Here is a 21,101-nt window from a genome sequence, read left to right on the forward strand (position 1 = left end):
GCGAAACCGCCGCGGTCGGCCGCGCGGCGAGCGCGGGTCACCGGGCCGCGCCTAGGCTGGCGTGGTGACCGAGGACCGGGTGCTGGCGGCGTTGCGGGGGCGACTCACGGGTGAGGTCGACGCGTCCGAGCGGCGACGGGCGGAGTATTCGTCGGACGCGTCGAACTATCGGGTGCCGCCGCGGGCCGTGATCTTTCCGCGCGACGACGAGGACGTGCGGACCACGCTGGAGTTCGCCCGCGACGCAGGCCTGCCGGTGACCGCGCGGGGCGGCGGCACCTCGGTGGCGGGCAATGCGATCGGCCCCGGATTGGTGCTGGATTTCAGCAGGCATATGCACCAGATCGTCGAAATCGATCCGCAGACCCGCACCGCCCGGGTGCAGCCCGGCGTGGTGCTGGCGCAATTGCAGGGTGCGGCAAAGCAATACGGGCTGCGGTTCGGACCCGACCCGTCCACGCAGAACCGGTGCACCCTCGGCGGGATGATCGGCAACAACGCCTGCGGCCCGCGCGCGGTGGCCTGGGGACGCACCTCGGATACGGTGCGCGAACTGCGAATTCTCGACGGCACCGGTGCGGAGCGGCGGCTCGCGCACGAGCTGTCCGTACTGCCGGGGCTGACCGAATTCACCGCGGCGAACCTCGCGGTGCTGCGCACCGACCTGGGCCGCTTCGATCGGCAGGCGTCGGGGTACGGACTCGAACATCTTCTGCCCGAGCGGGGTTCGTCGGTCGCGAAGGCGTTCGTCGGGTCGGAGGGCACCTGCGGTCTGTTGCTCGACGCGACCGTCGAGCTGGTCGCGTTGCCGCGGGCGACCGTGCTCACGGTGCTCGGCTATCCCGATATCGCCACTGCCGCAGACGATGTCGCCGCGGTGATGGCCTGCAAACCGACTGCGGTCGAGGGCATCGATGCCCGGCTGGTCGACGTGGTCCGCGCCCACCGCGGCACCGTGCCCGAACTACCGCACGGCGGCGGGTGGCTGTTCGTCGAGACCGCGGGCGAGAGCCGGGACGAGGCCATGGCCGCGGCCGACCGACTCCGCCGCTCGGTCGCGGCGGTGGACGCGCGCATCGTCACGGATCCGGTTGTGGCGGCGTCGCTTTGGCACATCCGCGCGGACGGGGCGGGGCTGGCCGGTCGCACACCGGACGGGCATCCGGCCTGGCCCGGCTGGGAGGACGCGGCGGTGCCGCCGGAACGGCTCGGCGCCTACCTGCGGGATTTCGCCGAGTTGACGCGGGCGCACGGGGTGGACGGGTTGCTGTACGGCCACATCGGCGACGGATGCATTCACGTGCGGCTCGACCTTCCGATCGCCGAGGCCCCGCAACGTTTCCGGCGGTTCCTCTTCGACGCCGCCGAATTGGTGGTGCGCCACGGCGGCTCGCTGTCCGGTGAGCACGGCGACGGCCGCGCGCGCTCGGAGTTGCTCGCGCTCATGTACTCCCGGCCGGTGCTCGACGTATTCGCTGGGTACAAGGCACTTTTCGATCCGGGCAACGTATTCAACCCCGGTGTGCTGGTGGCGCCGCGACCGCTCGACGCCGATCTGCGGGTGGCCGGGCTGCCGCTGCTGCCCGCCGCGGGCGGGTTCGCGTTCCCGCACGACAACGGCGATCTGAGTACCGCGGTGCACCGCTGCGTCGGCGTCGGGAAGTGTCGCGCGGACACCCGCGCGAGCGGCGGCTTCATGTGCCCGTCCTATCTGGCCACCAGGGACGAGAAGGACAGCACCCGCGGCCGGTCGCGGGTGCTGCAGGAGGTGGCCCGTGGCACGCTGACGTGGTCGTCCGACGCGGTGGCCGAGTCCCTGGATCTGTGCCTGTCCTGCAAGGCCTGCGCCTCGGACTGCCCGGCCGGGGTCGACGTCGCCACCTACAAATCCGAGGCGCTGCATCGCCGCTACCGGCGCAGGCCGCGGCCGATCGACCACTACTCGCTCGGGTGGTTGCCGCGGTGGCTGTCCCTGGCGACGAAGGTGCCGCGGGCCGCCAACGCGCTAGCCGAGATCGGTCCACTGCGGCGAATCGGGTTGCGCGCGGCCGGGATCGATCCGCGCAGGCCGGTGCCCCGGCTGGCGGACCGCAGCTTCCGGCGGCGGTGGCGCGACCTCGGCGGCATGCTCCCCACGGCCGGAAAAGCACATCCCGATACTGCCGACGCGGCGGCGCAACGGCCCGAGGTGATGCTCTGGGTGGATACCTTCACCGACGCGTTCGACCCCGAGATAGCCATGGCCGCAGCGCAATTGGTGCAGTCGCTCGGATATCGGGCGCGTGTTCCCGCCCGGCGGGTGTGCTGCGGGCTCACCTGGATCAGCACCGGGCAACTGGACGGTGCGCGGGCGCGGTTGCGTGCCACGCTGGACGCGCTGGACGAGCACGTCCGCGGCGGCGGCATCGTGCTCGGCCTGGAACCCTCGTGCACTGCCGTCTTACGGTCCGACCTGCCCGAACTGCTGCCGGACGATCCGCGCGCCGCGCCGACGGCACGGGCGGTGCGCACACTCGCCGAATTCCTGACCGAACAACCGGACTGGCGCCCACCGTACCGACCGGACCATTCGGTGGTGGTGCAGCCGCATTGTCACCAGCACGCGGTGCTCGGCTTCGATGCCGATCGCCGACTGTTAACCAGAATGGGAATTGCCGTGACCGAAATCACCGGCTGTTGCGGTCTGGCCGGAAACTTCGGAATGCAACGCGGCCATTACGACATTTCGGTCGCAGTGGCCGAGAACGGCCTGCTGCCCGCCCTGCGGACCGCGGCGGCGGAGACGGTGTTCCTCGCCGACGGCTTCTCCTGCCGTACCCAGGCGGCCCAACTGGCCGGGCGCCCCGCCCGCCATCTGTCGCAGTTCCTGGTGCAGGAGTGAGGTTTTCCAGCCCGCATCGGGTGCAAACACGACGCGGGCACGGCCCCGATCAGCTGCCGAAAGGCAGGGTGCCCGGCGGGATCTGGTAGCCCGAGCTGCCCGCGGAAACGCCACCCCAGGCGTTGAGCAACCAGTTGAGCAGGTTGGTGATCATGCGATACCTCCATACAGCGACCGGGAACGATACTCGGCGCGAACCGGCCAGAGCAGACAACTCTGCCAGGTGTTTGCCGACCGCTCGAATATCGCCACCCCTGTTCCTCGCGTTACAGAATTCCGGCGCGCTGCGGTGATGCTTGGCATAGCCGAAGTGCCGAATAGTGTTGTGCGTGCCCGATGTGCCGAGCTGGGTGGAGCTGAGTACGACCGGATAGGACGGTCGGGCAGAATGGTCCGATGCACAGCGCGACGGCCGAGCCGGGAACCGGTCCCACCGGCCGGGCCAGGACCGTCACCTCCGACCGTCCGATCGACCTGGCCAGCACCATCGCCCCGCTACGCCGCGGCGCCGGGGACCCGTGCCATCGCACGACCCCGGACGGCGCGCACTGGCACGCCTCCCGCATGGCCTCGGGACCGGTGACCTACCGGCTGACCCAGTCGGGTCCGTGCGCGGTGCGGGCGCAGGCCTGGGGCCCCGGCGCCGAAGAATTCCTGGACGGGCTCGCACACATGCTCTGCCTGGACGAGGACCTGGACGGCTTCGCGCCGGATCATCCCAAGCTGGTCGAGGCCCATCGCCGATTCCCCGGCTTGCGCATGCTGCGCACCGGGTTGGTGTTCGAGGCACTGGTACCGGCGGTGCTGGAGCAGAAGGTGCACACCGTCGCGGCGCGTGCCTCGTGGCGAAAGCTGGTGCGGCAGTTCGGCGATCCCGCACCGGGGCCGGCACCGGAGGGTATGCGGGTGGCGCCGGACGCACAGACCTGGCGGCGCGTGCCGTCCTGGGCGTTTCACCGGGCCAACGTCGGCCCGCAGCGCGCGCAGACCATCGTGCGCGCCGCCCGCGTGGCGAGTTCGCTGGAGCGCGCGGCCGACGTCGACCCGGTCGAGGCGGCGCGCCGGGTGCGGACCATCACCGGTATCGGGGTGTGGACCGCCGCCGAGATCGCCCAGCGGGCGTTCGGCGACGCGGACGCGCTCTCGGTCGGCGACTTCCACCTCGCCGCCGTGGTGGGCTGGACGCTGCTCGGCCATCCGATCGACGACGACACCATGGTCGAATACCTGGAACCGCTACGGCCGCACCGCTATCGGGCGGTCCGGCTGCTGGAGATCAGCGGTCAGGCGCACCGGCCCAAGTTCGGGCCGCGCACCCCGATCACCGATCACACCTGGCACTGAACCCTGCTAGCGGGTGCGCCGGGCGTCCAGCCCGTCGAGCACCCGGTCGAGCCCGTAGGCGAAGCGCTTGTCCCGAATTCGGGCGGGATCGGTGTTCCACTCCGCGTCGGGGGTCGTCGCCCGCAACTGCGGGAACTCCTCCGCCGCTTGTTCGGCGGCGGGTCGCAGGCTCGCGAGCAGTTCCGGCTCGCTCTGGCCGCTGCGGGCCAGCAGCGAGATCCACGCGGCCTCGGTGATGCCGACGCCGATGATGTAGCCGAGCAGGGTGCCGATCGCGTCGGAGACCTCCTCGGTCGCGAAGCCGCCCGCGGCGAACACCTCGGCCATCCGCGCGTTCATCCGCATCACGTTCGGGCCCAAGTAGTACAGACCAACCTGCCCCAGGGTCGAGGCGATCCACGGATGCCGCAGGATCATCGCGCGTAATTCGTCGGCGCACTGGGCCGCCGCCGCGCGCCAGGCCGCGGGATCGCCGGCGGTGGGCAGCCGGATCTCGCCGTAGACCTCGTCGACCACCAGCTCGATCAGCTCGTCCCGATTCGCGACATGCCGATAAAGGGAGGTCGCGCCGGCGTTCAGACGCGCGCCGAGCTGGCGCATGGTGAGCGCCTCCATGCCCTCGGCATCGAGCAGCGCGACCGCCGCGGTCACGATGTGCTCCCTGGTCAGCGCGGGTTGCTCGCGGCCTTTGCGCGGCCGCGTCCACACCGAGCCGACCTGATGCTTCTCGGCGGACATCCGTCTCCTTCCGTCACGAACAAGCGTGGCGCACAACGTTCGCAGCTGCGAACACTATGCATCATTGCGCACATAGTCCACAACGGAAGGAGGCGGGATCAGAATTCGCCGAGTACTCCGAATACCGTGCGGCCCGTGTGCGATCCGCTTTGGATGCTGTGCAAGACCTTGGCGGCCTCGGTGATCGGGGCGACCTGGGTGAGGGCCGAAAGGTGTTGCGGGCGGAACTCGTTGCCGAGCCGGGTCCACAGGGCACGGCGCTTCTCGATCGGCAGGTTGACCGAGTCGATGCCGAGCAGGGCGACACCGCGCAGGATGAACGGCAGCACCGTGGTCGGCAGTTCGGCGCCCCCGGTCAAACCGCTGGCCGCGACGGCGCCGCCGTAGCTGACGGTGCTCAAGACGTGTGCGAGCGACTTACCGCCGACGCTGTCCACTGCCGCGGCCCAGCGCGCCTTGCCCAGCGGACGCGGCTTGGCGTCGGGATCCTCGGGCAGCCTGCCGATCACCTCGTTGGCGCCGAGTTCGCTGAGCAGATCACCGGCATCGGTCTTGCCGGTGGACGCGACGATCTCGTAGCCGAGGCCGGACAGGATATCGATGGCGACGCTGCCGACACCGCCGGTCGCGCCGGTGACCAGCACCGGGCCGTCCTCGACGGTGAGCCCGCGGTCGAGCAGCGCCTGCACGCTGAGCGCCGCGGTGAAACCGGCGGTGCCGAGCGCGGCCGCGTCGCGCGGGCTCAGGCCGTCGAGCTTCACCACCCATTCGGCGGGGACCCGCGCGTATTCGGCGAACCCGCCGTGCTGCGAGACGCCGATCTCGTAGCCGTGCGCCACCACGAGGTCGCCGGGGGTGAAGGCGTCGTCTGCGGAGGAGACCACCTCACCGGTGAGATCGATGCCCGGAATGATCGGGTACTTGCGGACCACCCCGCCACCGGGCGTGATGGCCAGCCCGTCCTTGAAGTTCGCACTGGAGTAGTGCACCTTGATCGTCACATCGCCAGGCCCGAGGAAATCCTCCCCCACCTCCTGCTTGGTGAGAACGATCCCGCTATCCGATTCATGCGCCACCATCGCCCAGAACTCCATGCGGACGAGCTTAGTGGGACAGCACGTCCGGAGCCCGGCTTCGGACCGCGCCGATCTCAACCGGTGAAACGGTCTGCACGCCTACTCCGGGACGAGTTCCAGCCGCACCCCGAGCAACCGCACCGGGCGGGTGAGGTCGAAGCGATCGATGATGCGCAGCGCGGTCTCGCTGATCTCGGCGGGGTCGATGGTGGGCACCGGCAGCTTTTCCTGTTTGCTGCGGGTGTAGAAGGTGTTGGTCCGGACGGTGACCGAGACCCGGGTGCCGATCCGCCCCGCCTCGGCCATCTCCTCGGCGACCTCGGTGGCCAGCCGGGCGACCTGGGCGCGGATCTCGCCCGGGTCGGTGAGGTCACGTGGGAACGTCTCGGATTTGCTGCGGCCCAACGGAACTCGCGGTTCGGTGGTGACGTCGGTGTCGCCCTTGCCGTGCCCCAGCACCCACAGGTACGGGCCGGTGGTGGGGCCGAACTCGGCGGCCAGGCGCTGCCGGTCGGCGGCCATGAGGTCGGCGACGGTTTCGATGCCGAGATCGGCGAGGCGGGTGGCGATCCGCGCGCCGATGCCCCACAGCGCGTTGGTGGGACGGTGCGCCATCACCTCGGTCCAGTTCGCGGCGGTGAGCCGGAAGACCCCCGCGGCCGCGCCCGCGCTTGCCTCCGGCGCGGCGGCGGTCTTGCCGGTGGACTTGGCGAAACCGGTGGCGAGCTTGGCGGTGAGTTTGTTGTCACCGATGCCGACCGCGCAGGTCAGCTCCAATTCCGCGATGGCGCCGCGGATCTCGGCGGCCAGCACCTCCGGGTCGTCGAGGTCGGCGGCGAGGAAGGCCTCGTCCCAGCCCCACACCTCGACCCGGCCGGGAAAGGTGCGCAGCAGCGACATGACCTCGTCCGAGGCCTCCTCGTAGGTGGCCATGTCCAACGGCAGGAACACGCCCTCCGGGCATTTGCGCTGCGCGCTGCGCAACGCCATGCCCGCCCGGACGCCGAACGCGCGCGCCGGATAGGACGCACAGGTGACCACCTTGCGCGGCTCGGTCGGATCGCCGTTGCCCCCGACGATGACCGGCAGGCCACGCAGTTCCGGATGGCGGCGGAACTCCACCGCCGCCTGGAACTGATCGAGATCGACGTGCAACAGCCATCTGGCCATAGTTCCGTCTTACCGCACAGGGCTGACATCCAGCGGATTTCCGCACGATCGCCCGCTGACGGCGGCCGCGAGCGGTCCCCGGACGTACCATTTTCCTGATCCGGAGCAAGGGGGCAGCGATGACGAAGCGGCGCGGCGGCGATCCGACGGCCGGCCGGGCACCCGATGTGCCCGCAACCCAGGCCGCTCGACTGCCCGCGATCCGCGTGGGCGACGCCGACCGGGAGACCGCCGCGCGGTTGCTGCACCTCGCGGTCGAGGAGGGCCGGCTGGACCTGCCCGAACTGGACCGCAGGCTGGTCCTGGTCTACTCCGCGCAGACCAGTACCGATCTGGCGGCCGTGACCTCGGATCTGCCGAGCGCCGCGGTCGCCGGTGCGCCGATCGAATTGCGCACGGGCAGCGGCACCCGCAAGAAGGCGGGGCAGTGGATCGTCCCGGCCGAGATCACCGCCGAATGTTCTTCCGGCAGTATCGTCATCGACTTCACGCAGGCGATCTGCCCGCATCGCGAGGTCACGGTGCACGCGGTGGTCGGGTCCGGCAAGATCACGCTGCTGGTGCCGCGCGGCTGGTGGGTCGACCTCGATCGGGTGCAGAGCAAGAGCGGCAGCGTACGGAACAAGGCGATCGAGCCGGTGCGGCCGGGTGCGCCGCTGCTGCGGGTCGACGGGCAGGTCCGTTCGGGCACCTTGCTCGCGAAGTATCCGCGCCGTCCGCGGCGCTCCTTCGCGGACTGGCTACGCGGCCGTCCGCGGCCTATCGCCTGAGGTTTCCTCGATCCCGGCACGCACCATTGCCGTGCCGCGAAAACAGAACTAAATTCTGGTTGTGAAGATTCGAGATCGGTTGCTGCTGGCGGCCGAGCGGCAGTTCGCGGAACGGGGCGCGCTGGAGGCGACGCTGGCGCAGATCCGCGAGGCCGCGGGCGCGAGCGTCGGCGCGCTCTATCACCATTTCCCGGACAAGGCCGACCTCTATCGGCAGGTGTGGGCGCACGCGCTGGAGGACTACCAGCGGCATTTCTGGGCGGTGGTGGGCGAGAGCGCCGACGCGCACGGGGGCGTCACGGCCGGCGTCCGCGAGCACCTGCGCTGGGTGGCCGAAAACCAGTACCGGGCACAGGTTCTCATGTCCGCCCGGCCGCCGGGTGTGCGCGAGAGCGAGAGCAATCGCGAGTTCCTCCGCAATGTCGCGCGCTGGTGGCGCACGCACGCAGGCTACGGCGCGGTCCGCGACCTGCCGTTGGATCTGGTCTACGCGCTGTGGCTCGGTGCGACGCAAGAGTATTCGCGGCAGTGGCTCAGCGGCGCCATACCGGCCAGCCCCCTCGACGTCGCCGGTGAACTCGCCGACGCCGCCTGGCTGAGCCTGGCCGCGACACCCTCCGATTCCGCGCGGCCGAACTCCGGCGCGCGCACGAAAGGCAGCTCATGACCGCGCCCATCGACCTGGACCTCGCCAAAAAGGTCCTTGCCGCACAGCCTTTCGCCGAATTGGTCGGCACCGAGATCACCGGTTTCGGTCCCGGCACCGTGACGCTCACCATCCCGATCCGGCCCGAACTCGGCCAGCAGTTCGGCTTCGTGCACGGCGGCGTGCTGTCCTACGCGGCCGACAACGCGCTCACCTTCGCGGCGGGTACCGCGCTCGGCGCCAACGTGCTCACCGGTGGATTCACCATCACATATCTGCGACCGGCCGCTGGCGTGCGACTGCGCGCCGAGGCGACGGTCACCGACGCGACCCGCCGCCAAGCGGTGGTCCGCTGCGAGATCTACGCCGAGAGTGCCGACGGCACAAAGGTGTTGTGCGCGGTGGCGCAGGGCACGACGCGGGCGGTCGACCGCGTGCTCGCGACACACGACGCGTAGCCCGGCCGGGCCGGCGAGGGGTGGCCGGGCCCCATGACACGGCGAAGGGCCGGACACGGTGTGTGCCCGGCCCTTCGGGTCCGGATCAGGCGCTGGCCGCGAAGGCCGGTCCGTCCAGTGCCGGTTCGGCGACCGGCTCGATGGCGTAGGCCAGGATCTCGGCCACGTCACCGACGGGGCGGACGTCCAGTGCGGCAAGCACTTCGGCCGGGACGTCGTCCAGGTCCGGCTCGTTGCGGGCCGGGATGAACACCGTCTTCAGGCCGGCTCGCTGCGCGGCGAGCAGCTTCTGCTTGACCCCGCCGATCGGCAGCACCCGTCCGTTCAGCGTGACCTCACCGGTCATGCCGACGTCGGCGCGCACCTGCCGGTCCAGTGCCAGCGACACCAGGGCGGTGACCATGGTGACGCCCGCGGACGGACCGTCCTTGGGCACCGCGCCCGCCGGGAAGTGCACGTGGATATTGCGATCCAGCACCGACGGCTCGATGCCGATCTCCTCCAGGTGCGAGCGGACGTAGGTCAGCGCGATCTGCGCGGACTCCTTCATCACGTCACCCAGCTGCCCGGTCAGGGTCAGCGACCGCTCACCCTCCGCGGCGTTGGCCTCGATGTAGAGGACGTCGCCGCCGAGCCCGGTGACCGCGAGTCCGGTGGCCACACCCGGGACCGCGGTACGTTCCACCGAGTCCGGGGTGAACCGGGGACGGCCCAGGTAGTCCTTCAGATTGTCGAGGTCGATCGTCAGCGACCTATCGGACTGCACCAGCGCGTCGTAGCCGAGGTCCGCGCCGTAGCCGAGTTCGACGACCACGGATTCGGCTGTCGCCGTGCCGGTTCCGCCCTCGGACAGCCGAGTCGCGGCCTTACGCAACGCCTTCGCGATGAGCCGCTCCAGCTGCCGCACGCCGGCTTCCCGAGTGTAGTTCGCCGCGATCTCGCGCAGCGCCGCGTCGGTCACGAGCACCTCGTCGGCGGTCAGCGCGTTGCGTTCCAGCTGCCGGGGCACCAGGAAGTCGCGCGCGATGGCGACCTTGTCGTCCTCGGTGTAGCCGTCGACGGTGATCAGTTCCATCCGGTCCAGCAGCGGGCCGGGGATGGTCTCCATCACATTGGCGGTGGCGATGAACAGCACGTCGGACAGGTCGAGATCCAGGTCCAGGTAGTGGTCGCGGAACGTGTGGTTCTGCGCCGGATCCAGCACCTCGAGCAGCGCGGCCGCCGGGTCGCCCCGGAAGTCCGAGCCGACCTTGTCGATCTCGTCCAGCAGGACAACGGGATTCATCGATCCCGCCTCCTTGATGGCGCGCACGATCCGGCCGGGCAACGCGCCGACGTAGGTACGCCGGTGCCCGCGGACCTCGGCCTCGTCGCGCACCCCGCCGAGGGCGACCCGCACGAACTCGCGGCCCATGGCCCGCGCCACGGATTCACCGAGCGAAGTCTTGCCGACACCGGGCGGACCGACCAGCGCGAGCACCGCACCGGAGCCACGCCCGCCGACGACCTCCAGACCGCGAGCGGCCCGCCGCGAACGCACGGCCAAGTACTCGACCATCCGGTCCTTCACCTCGTCCAGGCCGTGGTGATCGGCGTCCAGCACCGCACGGGCGGCCGAGACGTCGGTGTTGTCGGTGGTTTTCACCGTCCACGGCAGTTCGAGCACGGTGTCCAGCCAGGTCCGGATCCAGCCGGATTCCGGGCTCTGATCACTGGCCCGCTCCAGCCTGCCGACCTCGCGCAGGGCCTCTTCCCGCACGTTGGCGGGCAGGTCGGCCTGCTCGATCCGGGTGCGGTAGTCGTCGGCGCCGTCGGGTTCGTCCTCGCCGAGTTCCTTGCGGATCGCGTTGAGCTGCTGACGCAGCAGGAATTCGCGCTGGCTCTTCTCCAGGCCCTCGCGGACGTCGTCACTGATCTTCTCGGTGACCTCGGCCTCGGCGATGTGGTCCTTGGTCCACTCGATCAGCGTGTGCAACCGCTGGGTGACGTCGGGGGTTTCGAGCAGTTCGCGCTTCTGATCGTTGGTCAGGTACGGCGCGTAGCCCGCGGTGTCGGCGATCGCGGACGGGTCGGTCAGCTGGTTGACCGCGTCGATGATCTGCCAGGCCTCGCGGCGCTGCAGCACCGAGACCACGAGCTTCTTGTATTCGGCGGCCAGCTCTTTGGTCCGGCCGTCCGCGGCCGGCGTCTCGACCGGTTCGGCCTCGACCCACAGCGCGGCGCCCGGCCCGGTGACCCCGTGCCCGATCTTCGCGCGCCGTTCGGCCTTCAACACGGCCGCGGGCGCGCCACCGCGCATCCGGCCGACCTGTTCGATGGTGGCGACCACGCCGTAGGAGGCGTAGCCCTCGGTCAGGCGCGGCGCGAGCAGCACGGCGTCCGTCTTGGCGGCCCGCGCGGCATCGATCGCGGCCTGCGCCGATTCGTCCAGTTCGATGGGCACGACCATGCCCGGCAGCACGATCGGATCGGTCAGGAACAGCACCGGCAAGTTCTGAGGTGTAGTCACGTCTTCGACCCTTCCAAAAGTTGAGCGATACCAACTCAACCCCGCCCCCACCCCCTTTGTTCCGCCCGATCCCCCTGTTCGCTGACGGCGAAGACGACGGGGGAGTGACGTCCCGGACCGGGTGCGGGTCTCACCCGGGTCCGAGGGGCGTGGGGGTCACGAACGCTGCGGCTCGAAGTGCAGGGCGATGATGCCGCAGTCGAAGGGGGTGGCGCCGACCGCGCGCAGGCGCTGGTAGGCACCGGGGGCGAAGACCGGCATGCCGGTGCCGATGGCGGTGGCGTTGACGAAGAGGTGGATTTCGTCGATGAGTTCCGCCGCGAGTAGGGCCGAGACCAGGGTGCCGCCGCCGTAGACGATCAGGTCGCCGCCGGGCTGGGACTTCAGTTCGGTGATGATCTTGGTCAGGTCACCGCCCGCGACCGTGGCGTTCTCCCAGGGGGATTCGGCGAGCGAGTTGGAGATGACGACCTTGGGGGTGTTGTTCATCCAGTCGATGGTTTCCTGGTCTTCGCCGTCCTCCGGGGTCCGGGAAGCCCAGGTAGGGATGAAACCCTCGGCCAGGTTGCGGCCCAGCACGATGGTGTCGACCGGCTCCATGATCTTGGTGATGTAAGCGCCGACATCGTTGGTCCAGGGGAACGTCATCCAGTCCATCTCGCCGTTCGGGCCCGCCATGTAGCCGTCGACGGTGGTCTGAACCTGGAGCTTGAGCTTGCGCATCGGGTTTCCTTTCGAGGCCGGGCCCGGTGCGGGCCCGCTGTTCTGGTGTGCGTTCACAGTGCCGGAGGCGGCTTACGGATTGTTTACGGTTGTTTCCGATCTGCACGGTCCGCACGCGATACGCGGCTCGCGTCCCACCGAACCGGTCCGTCCTGTTCTATCGTTGGTCCGGCTGCGCCGCAGGTCGGACGCGGTTTCTCGGTAAGCCTGCGCCGAGGGGAGCACGGTATGACGGGATCGAGCCGCGACGGCGGACCGGCCGCGGTACTGCTCGCGGTGGTGGCCGCGCTGATCGTGGTTCCCGCTGTGCTCGCCGCGGTCGTGCCGGTGCGGGAGACGACGTTGCCCACCGACGCCGAGATCACGCTCACCGCACCGGGAGAGGCCCCGGACACGATCGAATTCGGCGGCGTCGGCGGCTGGCAGCGCCGGCCGACCGGCGACCAGACCACCGCGGTGCTGGTGGCGCCGAGCGGTGCGCGCCTGGCGGTGAGCGTGGTGGACGGCGTCACGGACTTCCCGGCGGCGGCCGAGTGGCGGTTACGGGTGCTCGGCCTGCAAGGCTTCGACGGCTCCTTCGACGGCGGAGAAATACAGACGCCGAACGGTTTCGGCGGGCCGACCTGTCGCGGCACGGACCGCGCCGGGGTCTGCGCCGTCCTCGGCAACGACAACCTGGCCGTCACGCTGGTGCTGATCGGCGCGGACGCCACCCTGGCCGAGCTGACACCGGTGGTCGAGACCCTGCGGGTGCGGCGATGAGCACGGCGGCCGCGGCGCCGGGCACGCCGCTGCGGTGGTGGCGGCCGAGGTCGGCGCTGTTCTGGTCGTATTGGCTGATCGCGGTGCTCGGCCTGGCCGGGCTGATCGTGCAGCTCGCGCCGGTGGTGGCGCTGAACTGGCGTGACGTCCTGGTCGGACTGCCGTTCACGCTGGCCACCCTGGCCGTATTCGGTTGGCTGGTACTGCATTTGGATCGGCTCCGGGCTCGGCGGCGGATCCGGGCACCGCTGCTGCTCGGCTTCCTGTGGGGCGCGCTGGCCGGTCCCGGCATCGCGATGTTCGCCAACGACCACAACATGCGGGTGATCCAGAACCTGGCGGGCGACGCGTTCGCCATCGACTGGCAGGCCCCGATCTCCGCGGCGATCGTGGAGGAGGCGGTGAAGGGCGTCGGCGTTTTCGCCGTCGCCTGCCTGGCCCGGCCGCTGCTGTACCGGCCGATGCACGGGCTGCTGCTCGGCGGCTGCACCGGCCTCGGCTTTCAGGTGGTCGAGAACCTCACCTACGAGGCCAACGCCGGATTGCTGTCCGCACAGCATGATCCGGGTTACGCGGTGCTGGTCGGCATCGTGCGGTTGCTCACCGGGGTCACCTCGCACTGGTTGCTCACCGCGCTGGCGGGGATCGGCATCGTGCTGGCGGTGGCGCGCACGGACTGGCCGCCCCTGCGGCGCGCCCAGGTCTTCCTGCTGTTCTATCTACTCGGCGCCGCACTGCACTTCGGCTGGGACGCACCGAGTCCCGCACACGTCCCGGTCGGCTCGATCCTGCTGCGCACGGTGCTGTACGTGCTGATCTTCGCCGCGGTCTACGCCTGGGTGGTGCACACCGAGCGGACCTGGTTCCGCGCGGTGGTGGACTGGGCGGTGACCCGCGCCATCGCGCCGGCGGGCGAGCTGAGCACGCTGGTCACCCGGCGCAGCAGGCGAAAGGCCCGCACGGCGGAACGGATGAGTGGTCAGCACAGCCGCCGGCTACAGCTGCGGCGGCAACGCGTGCTGCTGGAGTGGGTGCAGGAAGCCGGTGCGGGTTCCGGTATCCGCGTGCCGTGACCCCGCCCTGCCGATAACCCCGGGCCGCGTTGACACTCGCTTCGGCGCAATGACAATGTTGGGGCCTTGATACCTCATACCGGCGGTTCCGCCGGTTCGGCCTAGGGAGATCCATCGATGAGTTCGCTCGCCGCTGGCGTGTTCATCGATTGGGAGGAGCTGACCGGCCAGTCCAAGTTCGTGGTCGACCTGATCACGTTCCCGATCTTCAGCGCGCTGGCGGGCTGGCTCACCAACTGGACCGGCGTGCTGATGTTGTTCTGGCCGGTGCGGTTTCGCGGTTTCCGGATCCCGGGACTGCACGTGCTGTACCCGTATTTCCCGCGCCGGGTGCAGGTACTGCCGACGTTCTCCGGGGACGGGCGGCAGTTGGGTTTCCAGGGCTTCATTCCGGCGCGGGCCGAGAAGATGGCCAGCATCTGCGTGGACAAGGCGCTGATGCGGATCGGCAGCCCACGCGATTTCATCCACGAACTGGACCTGGACGGCATCGCGGACTACGTCGCGGTGCTGGCGCGTAAACAGGTGCAACCGCTGGTCGACGAACTGATGTACCGGGAGAACCCGGACCTGTGGCGCACGGTTCCGCGCGCCGCCAAGCAGATCATCTACCAGCGGGTGGACCGCGAGCTGCCCGCACTGTCCCGGCGCGCGTTCGAATCGCTCGGCGACAACGTCGATCAGCTGATCGATATCAAGAGCTTCGTCATCCGGTACCTGCAGGACAACCCGGGCATCCTCAAGGATCTGACCACCACGATCGCGGCGCCCGAGCTGCGGTTCATGGTCCGGATCGGCCTGCTGGGCGCGCCGTTCGGGCTCGCACTGGCGCTGTACATGCATGTGCACCACCGGATTCCGGTGCTGGGCTGGGTGCCGGGGTGGGTGATCGTGCTGCTCGCGTCGGCGGCGATCGGGGTGATCGTGAACGTCATCGCGGTGAAGATGGTGTTCGAGCCCGGCGATCCGCAACCCTGGTACAAGTACCTCTGGCAGCAGGCCCTGCTGGCCAAGCGGCAGCCGCAGGCGGCCACCGATCTCGCGCACATTCTGGCCTACCAGGTGCTCACCCTGCCGAACCTGTCCAAGGAACTGCTGGACGGCCCCAACGGTGACAAGACCCGTCAGCTGCTGGAACGGCTCGTGTCCGACGAGATCCACCGACAGCTCGGCCCGACCACCTCGTTCGTCCGCGCGGCGCTCGGGCGACGCCAGTTCGACAATCTCAAGGCCGGCGCGGCGGGCGCGGCGGTCGGCTTGGCGCCGACGCTGGTCGAGGACGAGGAGTTCACGCTCGAGCAGGCGAAGACCATCGACGTGTTCGCGGCCCGCAAGCTGCGGCAGCTGACGCCGGGGGAGTTCATGGAGATGTTCTATGCCTCGGTCGAGCAGGACGCCTGGCTGCTCTACCTGCACGGCGCGGTGCTCGGACTGGCGGTCGGCGCCTCGCACCTGATCGTCTTCGGCTGGTGAAGCCGCGGCACAAAATACAAGCACGCGTGCTTGCATTTTTCTGAGGCCGCTGCGATGCTGAACCGGCGCGGGCACCCGAGGCGGTGTGCCCGGCGGGTAAGGAGCTGGGGAACAGATGGCTGACCTCGAAGCGCTGCTCGGCGAGTTCGCCGCGGAATGCGCCGATCTGGAACGAATCGTCGCCCCGCTGGCGGCCACCGAGTGGACCCGCGCCACCCCGGCGCCCGGCTGGACCATCGCCCATCAGATCGGCCATCTGGCCTGGACCGACGAGATCGCCACGGTCGCCGCCACCGATGCCGTGGAATTCCAGCGGTTGGTGACCGAGGCCGGACCGAAGGTGCTGACCTTCGTCGACGACGCGGCCGAGGAGGCCGCGGCCGCACCCGCCGCGGAGCTGCTGGACCGGTGGCACCGGGGCCGCAAAACACTCACCGACGCATTGCGCGCGGTGCCCGCGGGTACCAAACTGCCCTGGTTCGGCCCGCCGATGAGCGCGGCCTCGATGATCACCGCCCGCATCATGGAGACCTGGGCGCACGGCCAGGACGTGGCCGACACCCTGGGCGTCACCCGGGAGCCGACCGCCCGGCTGCGCACGGTCGCCCATATCGGCGTCCGCACCAGGAACTTCGCCTACACCGTGCACGGAAAGACCACGCCCGCAGCGGAATTCCGGGTGGAACTGACCGCGCCCGACGGCACGACTTGGTCCTGGGGTCCTGCGGACGCCGCACAGCGGGTGAGCGGGCCGGCGCTCGACTTCTGCCTGCTGGTGACCCAGCGCCGCCACCCGGACGATCTCGCGATCGTCGCCACGGGTCCCGACGCTGCCGAATGGCTCACCCTCGCACAGGCTTTCGCCGGGCCGACGGGCGCGGGCCGGACCGCCGGACAGTTCGCCTGACCTGCCACCGACGACAACGACGGCCGGATGCGTGCATCCGGCCGTCGTCGGCACCCGACCAGTTCCGAGGATTCGGGAGCCGGCGAGCGCCACACTTGGGTGCGCCGTTCGTATCGGCCGGACGCCATTGGCCGGGTGTCTCGATGTGGCAGTCGAGAATGACGCTCGCCAGCTGAATTCTTGGTTACCCGCGCTCGACCTGCTGGAAACATAAACGACTCCGGCGATTCGGACTCGACGCCCGGCGACCGGTCCGGGCCGCGATGTGATCCTGCTCTCCCGGACCCGGCACGCTCCGCGCCCGCGCCGTAACCTGGACAACTGTACGGCTTTCAACGATGCGGGCCGCTGCCAGGGAACTGAGCGGACGGAAGGAACGCATCGTGAGAACACATAAGCCTGCCCATATCGCGCGGCATGCCGCGGTCGTGCTCGCCGGTGCCGCGAGCCTCAGTCTCACCGTGGTCGCGGGCGCCTACATCGTGCACCAGATCGCCGAAACCGAGCGGCCTGCGGGCCCGGCGGCCGCGCCACCGGCGTTGCCCGCCGAGGAATTCGACGGGGAGCCCGTATCCGCCGAGACGGTGCTCACCGCGGGCAGTCACGAACTGCCCGTGCTCGTGCGGCCGCGCGAGGTCGCCGCTACGGCTCCGAAAGTGGCTGACCCGCAGCTGCATTCGACGTTCACCACGCATGACGCCGGTGTCGGCGGCCGGCTGCGGCTCGGCGACACCTACGTCGGCGCGCAACTCGCCGCGGTGCCCGACGAGACGATCTCGCTGACCGTCGATACCAACGCGGTCACCGTGCTCGCCGGCTTACTGCCCGCCGACCCGCGGCGGGACACCTCAGCGGTCACCCGGCTGCGCACCGAATTCGACACGCGCAGTGGCGCGGTGGTGCTACTGCTGACCGATCCGGAGCTCGGCGAGCACGATCTGCGGATCGATCGCGCTCCGAAGGCAGGCACCGGTGTGACGGCCGGGCCGGCCGGATCCGGTGCCCCGGACCCCGCCGCCGCACCGGGCGGGGGCGCCCCGCACGGCGGGCAACCCAGCGTCACGGTGTAGCCCGTCGGCCTAGGGTGCTCGTATGCCGCACAGCATGTACGACTTCTGCGTGATCGGCGGTGGCATCGTCGGGGTGGCGACCGCGCACCGCATCCTGCGCAGGCACCCCGGCGCGACCCTGGTGCTGCTAGAGAAGGCCGGCGCCCTGGCCACCCACCAGACCGGGCACAACAGCGGGGTCATCCACTCGGGCATCTACTATCCGCCGGACAGCCTGAAGGCGCGGCTGTGCCGCCAGGGCGCGCGCTGGACCAAGGAATTCGCGGCGGCCCAAGGGATTCCGTTCGAGGTCTGCGGCAAGCTGCTGGTCGCCACGGACGCGGCCGAGCAGCAGCGGATGCTGGCGCTGCACGAGCGCTCGGTGACCAACGGGGTGGCGGTCGAGCTGATCGATGCCGCCGAACTCCGCAGGCGGGAACCGAAGGTGCGCGGGATCGGCGCGTTGTTCGTGCCGGACACCGGCATCGTCGACTACACCCGGATCACCGCCGCGCTGGCCGCCGAGGTCGCGGCGGCGGGCGGAGAACTGGTGTTCGGCGCCGAGGTCACCGCGCTCACCGAGACCGACAGCGCGGTCACCGCGGCCGGACCGGCGGGGTCGTGGTCGGCGCGGACCCTGGTGGTGTGCGCAGGCCTGCAGGCCGATCGGCTGGCCCGGATGGCCGGGCTGCGCAACGACTTTCGGATCGTGCCGTTCCGCGGCGAGTACTACCAGCTGCCGCCGGAGCGGGCCGGATTGGTGCGCACGCTCATCTATCCGATCCCCGATCCGGAGCTGCCGTTCCTCGGCGTCCACCTCAGCCCGACCATCGACGGCACCCTGACCGTCGGCCCGAACGCGGTGCTCGGGCTGGCCAGGGAGGGTTATCGCAAGGGCAGTTTCGACGCCAGGGACGCCGGCGCGGTGCTCAGCTTTCCCGGAGTACACCGGGTGGCCAGGGCCAATATCCGGACCGGGCTGCGCGAATTGCGCAACTCGGTGTTCAAACGGGGCTATCTGGCCGAGTGCCGCAAATACTGCCCCGAGTTGACGGCGGCGGATCTGCGACCGCGCGAGGCGGGCATCCGCGCGCAGGCGGTGCTGCGGGACGGCACCCTGGTGCACGACTTCATGATCGAGCGCACGCCGCGCTCGGTGCACGTGCTCAACGCGCCGTCGCCCGCCGCCACCTCGGCGATGCCGATCGCCGAGCACATCGTCGCTCAGCTCTGACACAAAGAACAAACCGGAAGGTTTTATAAGCCGGTTGACCGGCTGTGAGCAACCAAGCAACCGCCCGGTCGCAATGCGAAAAAGGCTCGTGCCAAATCCCGCGCAACCCCTCCAATAAAGAGGAGAGCTGTAGTACTTTTAACGCCAGTCGTGGAAATGGGAGGGCCCATGGGCCATATCAAGTACGCGAGTGACGTCGGAGCGCCTGTCGAGGTCGCCTTCACCTATACGGACAACCACCTGTTCGTCCCGGATTGGATGTTCGGCGTCGCCGGCTTCGAACCCGACGGAGAGCTCGACCACGGCCTCGGCGCCACGTTCACCGCCGCCACCCGGCTGCTGATGTTCTGGCGGCCGGCCATGACATGCGAGGTCACCGAATATCGCCGCAACGTCGTGATCGGGTATACGCTGCGTGGGCGTTTATCCGGGACCCTGACGCTGCGCTTCGACCCACTCGGTTACGGGAGGTCGGTGCTGACGTCGGAGGCGGAGTACAGTCCACCGCGCGGCTTCGCGGGGCGCCTCTGCGTCGGTTTGGTGGACTCCGCCGTGAAATCGGCGCTCCGCCGCACCGAGTCCCAATTGCGAAGGGAGATAGAAGAATTCCACGGTACCGATCTTGTCGGTCGGATTGCGTAGGGTGCCAGCCATGATCATCGTGAGCACCGACGGATCCTGCCTGCGCAACCCCGGCGGCGCCATCGGCTGGGCGTGGGTCAATCATCAGGGCTCCTCGGCCAGCGGCGGCGGCGCGTCCGGCACGAACCAGGTCGCGGAATTGCGCGCGGTACTGGAAGCGATTCTCGCCCATCCCGATTCGGAACCCCTGCTGATCGAAAGCGATTCGCTCTACGCGATCAAGTGCGCGTCGGAGTGGATCTCCAGCTGGCGGCTCAACGGCTGGCGCACCTCGACCGGCGGCGCCGTGAAGAACGTCGAACTCATCCGCCAGATCGACAAAGCAATCGCCAGCAGGCCCGGCCCGGTCCGATTCCGTTGGGTCCGTGGCCATGTCGGCAACTACTTCAACGAGCAGGCCGACGCGCTTGCCGGAGAAGCGGCTCGGAAGGCGGCCGCCTCGGCAGCCGTCGCCGAGGCGAACACCGCGGAAATCCCCGCGGTGACTGTGGAAGAAGCGCCGGCGGTGCCGGACGTGTTGCAGCAGAAGCCCGAACGGTCGCGCACACCGGCTGCCGTCTCGGGACAGGCCGCGGGGAAGGCGGCCGCGCCGTCGGCGCCACAGGCATTGACGCTGTTCTGATTTCGAGGAATGGCCGCCCGAATGACCTCCGGCGGTGGTGGCTCGGCCCACCGCCGGAGGCGCTCGGTGCCTTACCGTCGCGGGATCAGTTGCCCGGGGCGGGGTTGGCTGCTCGGTCGGAGCGGGCTGACCCTCCGGTCCGGCGGGCGCATTCGGCGCCGGAGCGGGCGCACCGGGCAGGCCGGTGCCCGCCCCCTTCAGCATCGGCGAATCGAGCTTCTCGACCAGCCACTTGTCGCCGGACTTGGTGAGCTGCGCGATCACCACGACGAACTGCCGCTCCGGGTTCGACTGGGTGAAGTTGGTCCGGTACTGCGTCAGCGTGACGAGCACGTTCGCCGAGGTCTTGTCGCCGGACTGGTAACCGCACTGCACGTCGTCCACCCAGGACTTCACCTTGGCCTGGACCATGGCGTCCTTGAGCGCCTTGGTCGCGTCGTCGAACTCCTTCAGGAATTCGCCGCTCGCGCCGGCCTTCACCTTGGTGAAGTAGCCGTCGAGGTCCTTCGAGTAGTCGTAGATCGAGACGTCCTTGCCGAACGAGCACGCGGCGTTGGTCGCGTCCCGGATCGCGTCGAGCTTGTCGCCGCGATCCTTGCCCTGCAGGAAGAACACCACCACCGCGGTGATCGCCGCGACCGCGAGCACGCCCGCCACGAAGGCCGCGATCAGCGGCATCGAGCCGGACCGGCCCGACACGGCCGCTTTGCCCGCGCCCTTACCGAGATCGGTCGTGGGCGTGCTGACCCGGTCCGACTTGTCGGCCTCGTCGGCCGGCGCCGCCTCGGTCTTGGACAGCTCGGGCGTGGCTGCCGCGGTCTCGGACTGCTCGCCCGCATCCTTCGTGGCATCCGCCACGGTCTCGGCGTCCTTGTTGGTGTCGGCGTCGTCGGTGGACATCGATACAAACCTGCACTTTCCCGGCGCGCGGGCGCACCGATCGACTGACGGGCCCGCATCTCGGGCGAACCGTACGCGTTCTACCGGCGAGTATGCCCGGACCCGCGCGGTCGACGCGGGGCCG

At 69.7% G+C, this 21,101-nt stretch carries 18 protein-coding genes; 13 read left to right on the forward strand and 5 right to left on the reverse strand.

What is annotated here, in order from left to right; translation table 11 throughout:
- The first annotated feature begins 61 nt into the window (after positions 1-61).
- Together TY25_RS23265 and TY25_RS23270 are read left to right on the forward strand one after the other, a co-directional pair.
- The gene (locus TY25_RS23265) at positions 62-2,881 is read left to right on the forward strand and encodes an FAD-binding and (Fe-S)-binding domain-containing protein (RefSeq protein ID WP_042259144.1); all 2,820 of its coding nucleotides are present in this window, start codon (positions 62-64) and stop codon (positions 2,879-2,881) included.
- Positions 2,882-3,277: 396 nt separating this feature from the next.
- Positions 3,278-4,225: a DNA-3-methyladenine glycosylase family protein gene (locus TY25_RS23270; protein WP_042259145.1), complete on the forward strand. Its 948-nt coding sequence runs from the start codon at positions 3,278-3,280 to the stop codon at positions 4,223-4,225.
- Between the two features lie 6 nt (positions 4,226-4,231).
- On the opposite strand, the gene TY25_RS23275 is transcribed toward TY25_RS23270, so the two are convergent.
- The 3 genes from TY25_RS23275 to TY25_RS23285 form a co-directional block, all read right to left on the reverse strand.
- The gene (locus TY25_RS23275) at positions 4,232-4,963 is read right to left on the reverse strand and encodes a TetR/AcrR family transcriptional regulator (RefSeq protein WP_042259146.1); all 732 of its coding nucleotides are present in this window, start codon (positions 4,961-4,963) and stop codon (positions 4,232-4,234) included.
- 98 nt (positions 4,964-5,061) lie between these two features.
- The gene (locus tag TY25_RS23280; RefSeq protein WP_042259148.1) at positions 5,062-6,057 is read right to left on the reverse strand and encodes an oxidoreductase; all 996 of its coding nucleotides are present in this window, start codon (positions 6,055-6,057) and stop codon (positions 5,062-5,064) included.
- An 81-nt stretch (positions 6,058-6,138) separates the two neighbouring features.
- A complete protein-coding gene (locus tag TY25_RS23285; RefSeq protein ID WP_042259149.1) occupies positions 6,139-7,209 on the reverse strand; it encodes a DNA polymerase IV in 1,071 nt (356 codons plus the stop codon).
- Between the two features lie 119 nt (positions 7,210-7,328).
- Here TY25_RS23285 and TY25_RS23290 point away from each other — a divergent pair, with 119 nt between their 5' ends.
- The 3 genes from TY25_RS23290 to TY25_RS23300 all read left to right on the forward strand — a co-directional run bounded on the left by TY25_RS23290 (position 7,329) and on the right by TY25_RS23300 (position 9,083).
- Positions 7,329-7,979, forward strand: coding sequence for a DUF1707 SHOCT-like domain-containing protein (locus tag TY25_RS23290; RefSeq protein ID WP_052383135.1), 651 nt, complete (start codon positions 7,329-7,331; stop codon positions 7,977-7,979).
- Between the two features lie 61 nt (positions 7,980-8,040).
- Positions 8,041-8,646 carry a TetR/AcrR family transcriptional regulator gene (locus TY25_RS23295; RefSeq protein ID WP_042259150.1) on the forward strand — a complete coding sequence of 202 codons (606 nt, stop codon included), beginning with the start codon at positions 8,041-8,043 and terminating at the stop codon, positions 8,644-8,646.
- Positions 8,643-9,083 (forward strand): PaaI family thioesterase, encoded by a 441-nt coding sequence (locus TY25_RS23300; RefSeq protein ID WP_042259151.1) that lies wholly within the window; start codon positions 8,643-8,645, stop codon positions 9,081-9,083. The genes TY25_RS23295 and TY25_RS23300 overlap by 4 nt, the downstream gene beginning before the upstream one ends.
- An 85-nt stretch (positions 9,084-9,168) precedes the next feature.
- Here TY25_RS23300 and lon read toward each other — a convergent pair whose 3' ends face one another.
- Both lon and TY25_RS23310 read right to left on the reverse strand, forming a co-directional pair.
- On the reverse strand, positions 9,169-11,592 hold the full coding sequence (lon, locus tag TY25_RS23305) for an endopeptidase La (protein WP_081869043.1): 2,424 nt from the start codon (positions 11,590-11,592) through the stop codon (positions 9,169-9,171).
- 156 nt (positions 11,593-11,748) lie between these two features.
- Positions 11,749-12,315, reverse strand: a complete 567-nt coding sequence (locus TY25_RS23310) for a dihydrofolate reductase family protein (RefSeq protein ID WP_042259152.1) — start codon at positions 12,313-12,315, stop codon at positions 11,749-11,751.
- A 228-nt stretch (positions 12,316-12,543) separates the two neighbouring features.
- Here TY25_RS23310 and TY25_RS23315 point away from each other — a divergent pair, with 228 nt between their 5' ends.
- The 8 genes from TY25_RS23315 to TY25_RS23350 all read left to right on the forward strand — a co-directional run bounded on the left by TY25_RS23315 (position 12,544) and on the right by TY25_RS23350 (position 20,077).
- Positions 12,544-13,077: a hypothetical protein gene (locus TY25_RS23315; RefSeq protein ID WP_042259153.1), complete on the forward strand. Its 534-nt coding sequence runs from the start codon at positions 12,544-12,546 to the stop codon at positions 13,075-13,077.
- Positions 13,074-14,150, forward strand: a complete 1,077-nt coding sequence (locus TY25_RS40710) for a PrsW family intramembrane metalloprotease (protein ID WP_052383136.1) — start codon at positions 13,074-13,076, stop codon at positions 14,148-14,150. Before TY25_RS23315 ends, TY25_RS40710 begins: the two co-directional genes overlap by 4 nt.
- Positions 14,151-14,267: 117 nt before the next feature.
- Positions 14,268-15,623 carry a DUF445 domain-containing protein gene (locus TY25_RS23325; RefSeq protein WP_042259154.1) on the forward strand — a complete coding sequence of 452 codons (1,356 nt, stop codon included), beginning with the start codon at positions 14,268-14,270 and terminating at the stop codon, positions 15,621-15,623.
- A 115-nt stretch (positions 15,624-15,738) separates the two neighbouring features.
- A complete protein-coding gene (locus tag TY25_RS23330) occupies positions 15,739-16,530 on the forward strand; it encodes a TIGR03084 family metal-binding protein (protein WP_042259155.1) in 792 nt (263 codons plus the stop codon).
- Between the two features lie 383 nt (positions 16,531-16,913).
- Positions 16,914-17,600 carry a hypothetical protein gene (locus TY25_RS23335; protein WP_146154110.1) on the forward strand — a complete coding sequence of 229 codons (687 nt, stop codon included), beginning with the start codon at positions 16,914-16,916 and terminating at the stop codon, positions 17,598-17,600.
- Between the two features lie 22 nt (positions 17,601-17,622).
- Positions 17,623-18,813: an L-2-hydroxyglutarate dehydrogenase gene (gene lhgD / locus TY25_RS23340; RefSeq protein ID WP_042259157.1), complete on the forward strand. Its 1,191-nt coding sequence runs from the start codon at positions 17,623-17,625 to the stop codon at positions 18,811-18,813.
- 168 nt (positions 18,814-18,981) lie between these two features.
- On the forward strand, positions 18,982-19,455 hold the full coding sequence (locus tag TY25_RS23345; RefSeq protein WP_014989168.1) for an SRPBCC family protein: 474 nt from the start codon (positions 18,982-18,984) through the stop codon (positions 19,453-19,455).
- 10 nt (positions 19,456-19,465) lie between these two features.
- Positions 19,466-20,077, forward strand: coding sequence for a ribonuclease H family protein (locus TY25_RS23350; protein ID WP_042259158.1), 612 nt, complete (start codon positions 19,466-19,468; stop codon positions 20,075-20,077).
- Positions 20,078-21,101 lie beyond the last annotated feature (1,024 nt).

This window comes from Nocardia brasiliensis NBRC 14402 (assembly GCF_000308475.2).
Classification (GTDB): Bacteria; Actinomycetota; Actinomycetes; order Mycobacteriales; family Mycobacteriaceae; genus Nocardia; species Nocardia brasiliensis.

Bases quoted from the DNA above. Each gene is read 5' to 3' on its own strand.
- TY25_RS23270 (WP_042259145.1), top strand. From the start codon at position 3,278: ATGCACAGCGCGACGGCCGAGCCGGGAACCGGTCCCACCGGCCGGGCC.
- TY25_RS23275 (WP_042259146.1), bottom strand. From the start codon at position 4,963: ATGTCCGCCGAGAAGCATCAGGTCGGCTCGGTGTGGACGCGGCCGCGC.
- TY25_RS23280 (WP_042259148.1), bottom strand. From the start codon at position 6,057: ATGGAGTTCTGGGCGATGGTGGCGCATGAATCGGATAGCGGGATCGTT.
- TY25_RS23285 (WP_042259149.1), bottom strand. From the start codon at position 7,209: ATGGCCAGATGGCTGTTGCACGTCGATCTCGATCAGTTCCAGGCGGCG.
- TY25_RS23290 (WP_052383135.1), top strand. From the start codon at position 7,329: ATGACGAAGCGGCGCGGCGGCGATCCGACGGCCGGCCGGGCACCCGAT.
- TY25_RS23300 (WP_042259151.1), top strand. From the start codon at position 8,643: ATGACCGCGCCCATCGACCTGGACCTCGCCAAAAAGGTCCTTGCCGCA.
- TY25_RS23310 (WP_042259152.1), bottom strand. From the start codon at position 12,315: ATGCGCAAGCTCAAGCTCCAGGTTCAGACCACCGTCGACGGCTACATG.
- TY25_RS23315 (WP_042259153.1), top strand. From the start codon at position 12,544: ATGACGGGATCGAGCCGCGACGGCGGACCGGCCGCGGTACTGCTCGCG.
- TY25_RS40710 (WP_052383136.1), top strand. From the start codon at position 13,074: ATGAGCACGGCGGCCGCGGCGCCGGGCACGCCGCTGCGGTGGTGGCGG.
- TY25_RS23325 (WP_042259154.1), top strand. From the start codon at position 14,268: ATGAGTTCGCTCGCCGCTGGCGTGTTCATCGATTGGGAGGAGCTGACC.
- TY25_RS23330 (WP_042259155.1), top strand. From the start codon at position 15,739: ATGGCTGACCTCGAAGCGCTGCTCGGCGAGTTCGCCGCGGAATGCGCC.
- lhgD (WP_042259157.1), top strand. From the start codon at position 17,623: ATGCCGCACAGCATGTACGACTTCTGCGTGATCGGCGGTGGCATCGTC.
- TY25_RS23345 (WP_014989168.1), top strand. From the start codon at position 18,982: ATGGGCCATATCAAGTACGCGAGTGACGTCGGAGCGCCTGTCGAGGTC.
- TY25_RS23350 (WP_042259158.1), top strand. From the start codon at position 19,466: ATGATCATCGTGAGCACCGACGGATCCTGCCTGCGCAACCCCGGCGGC.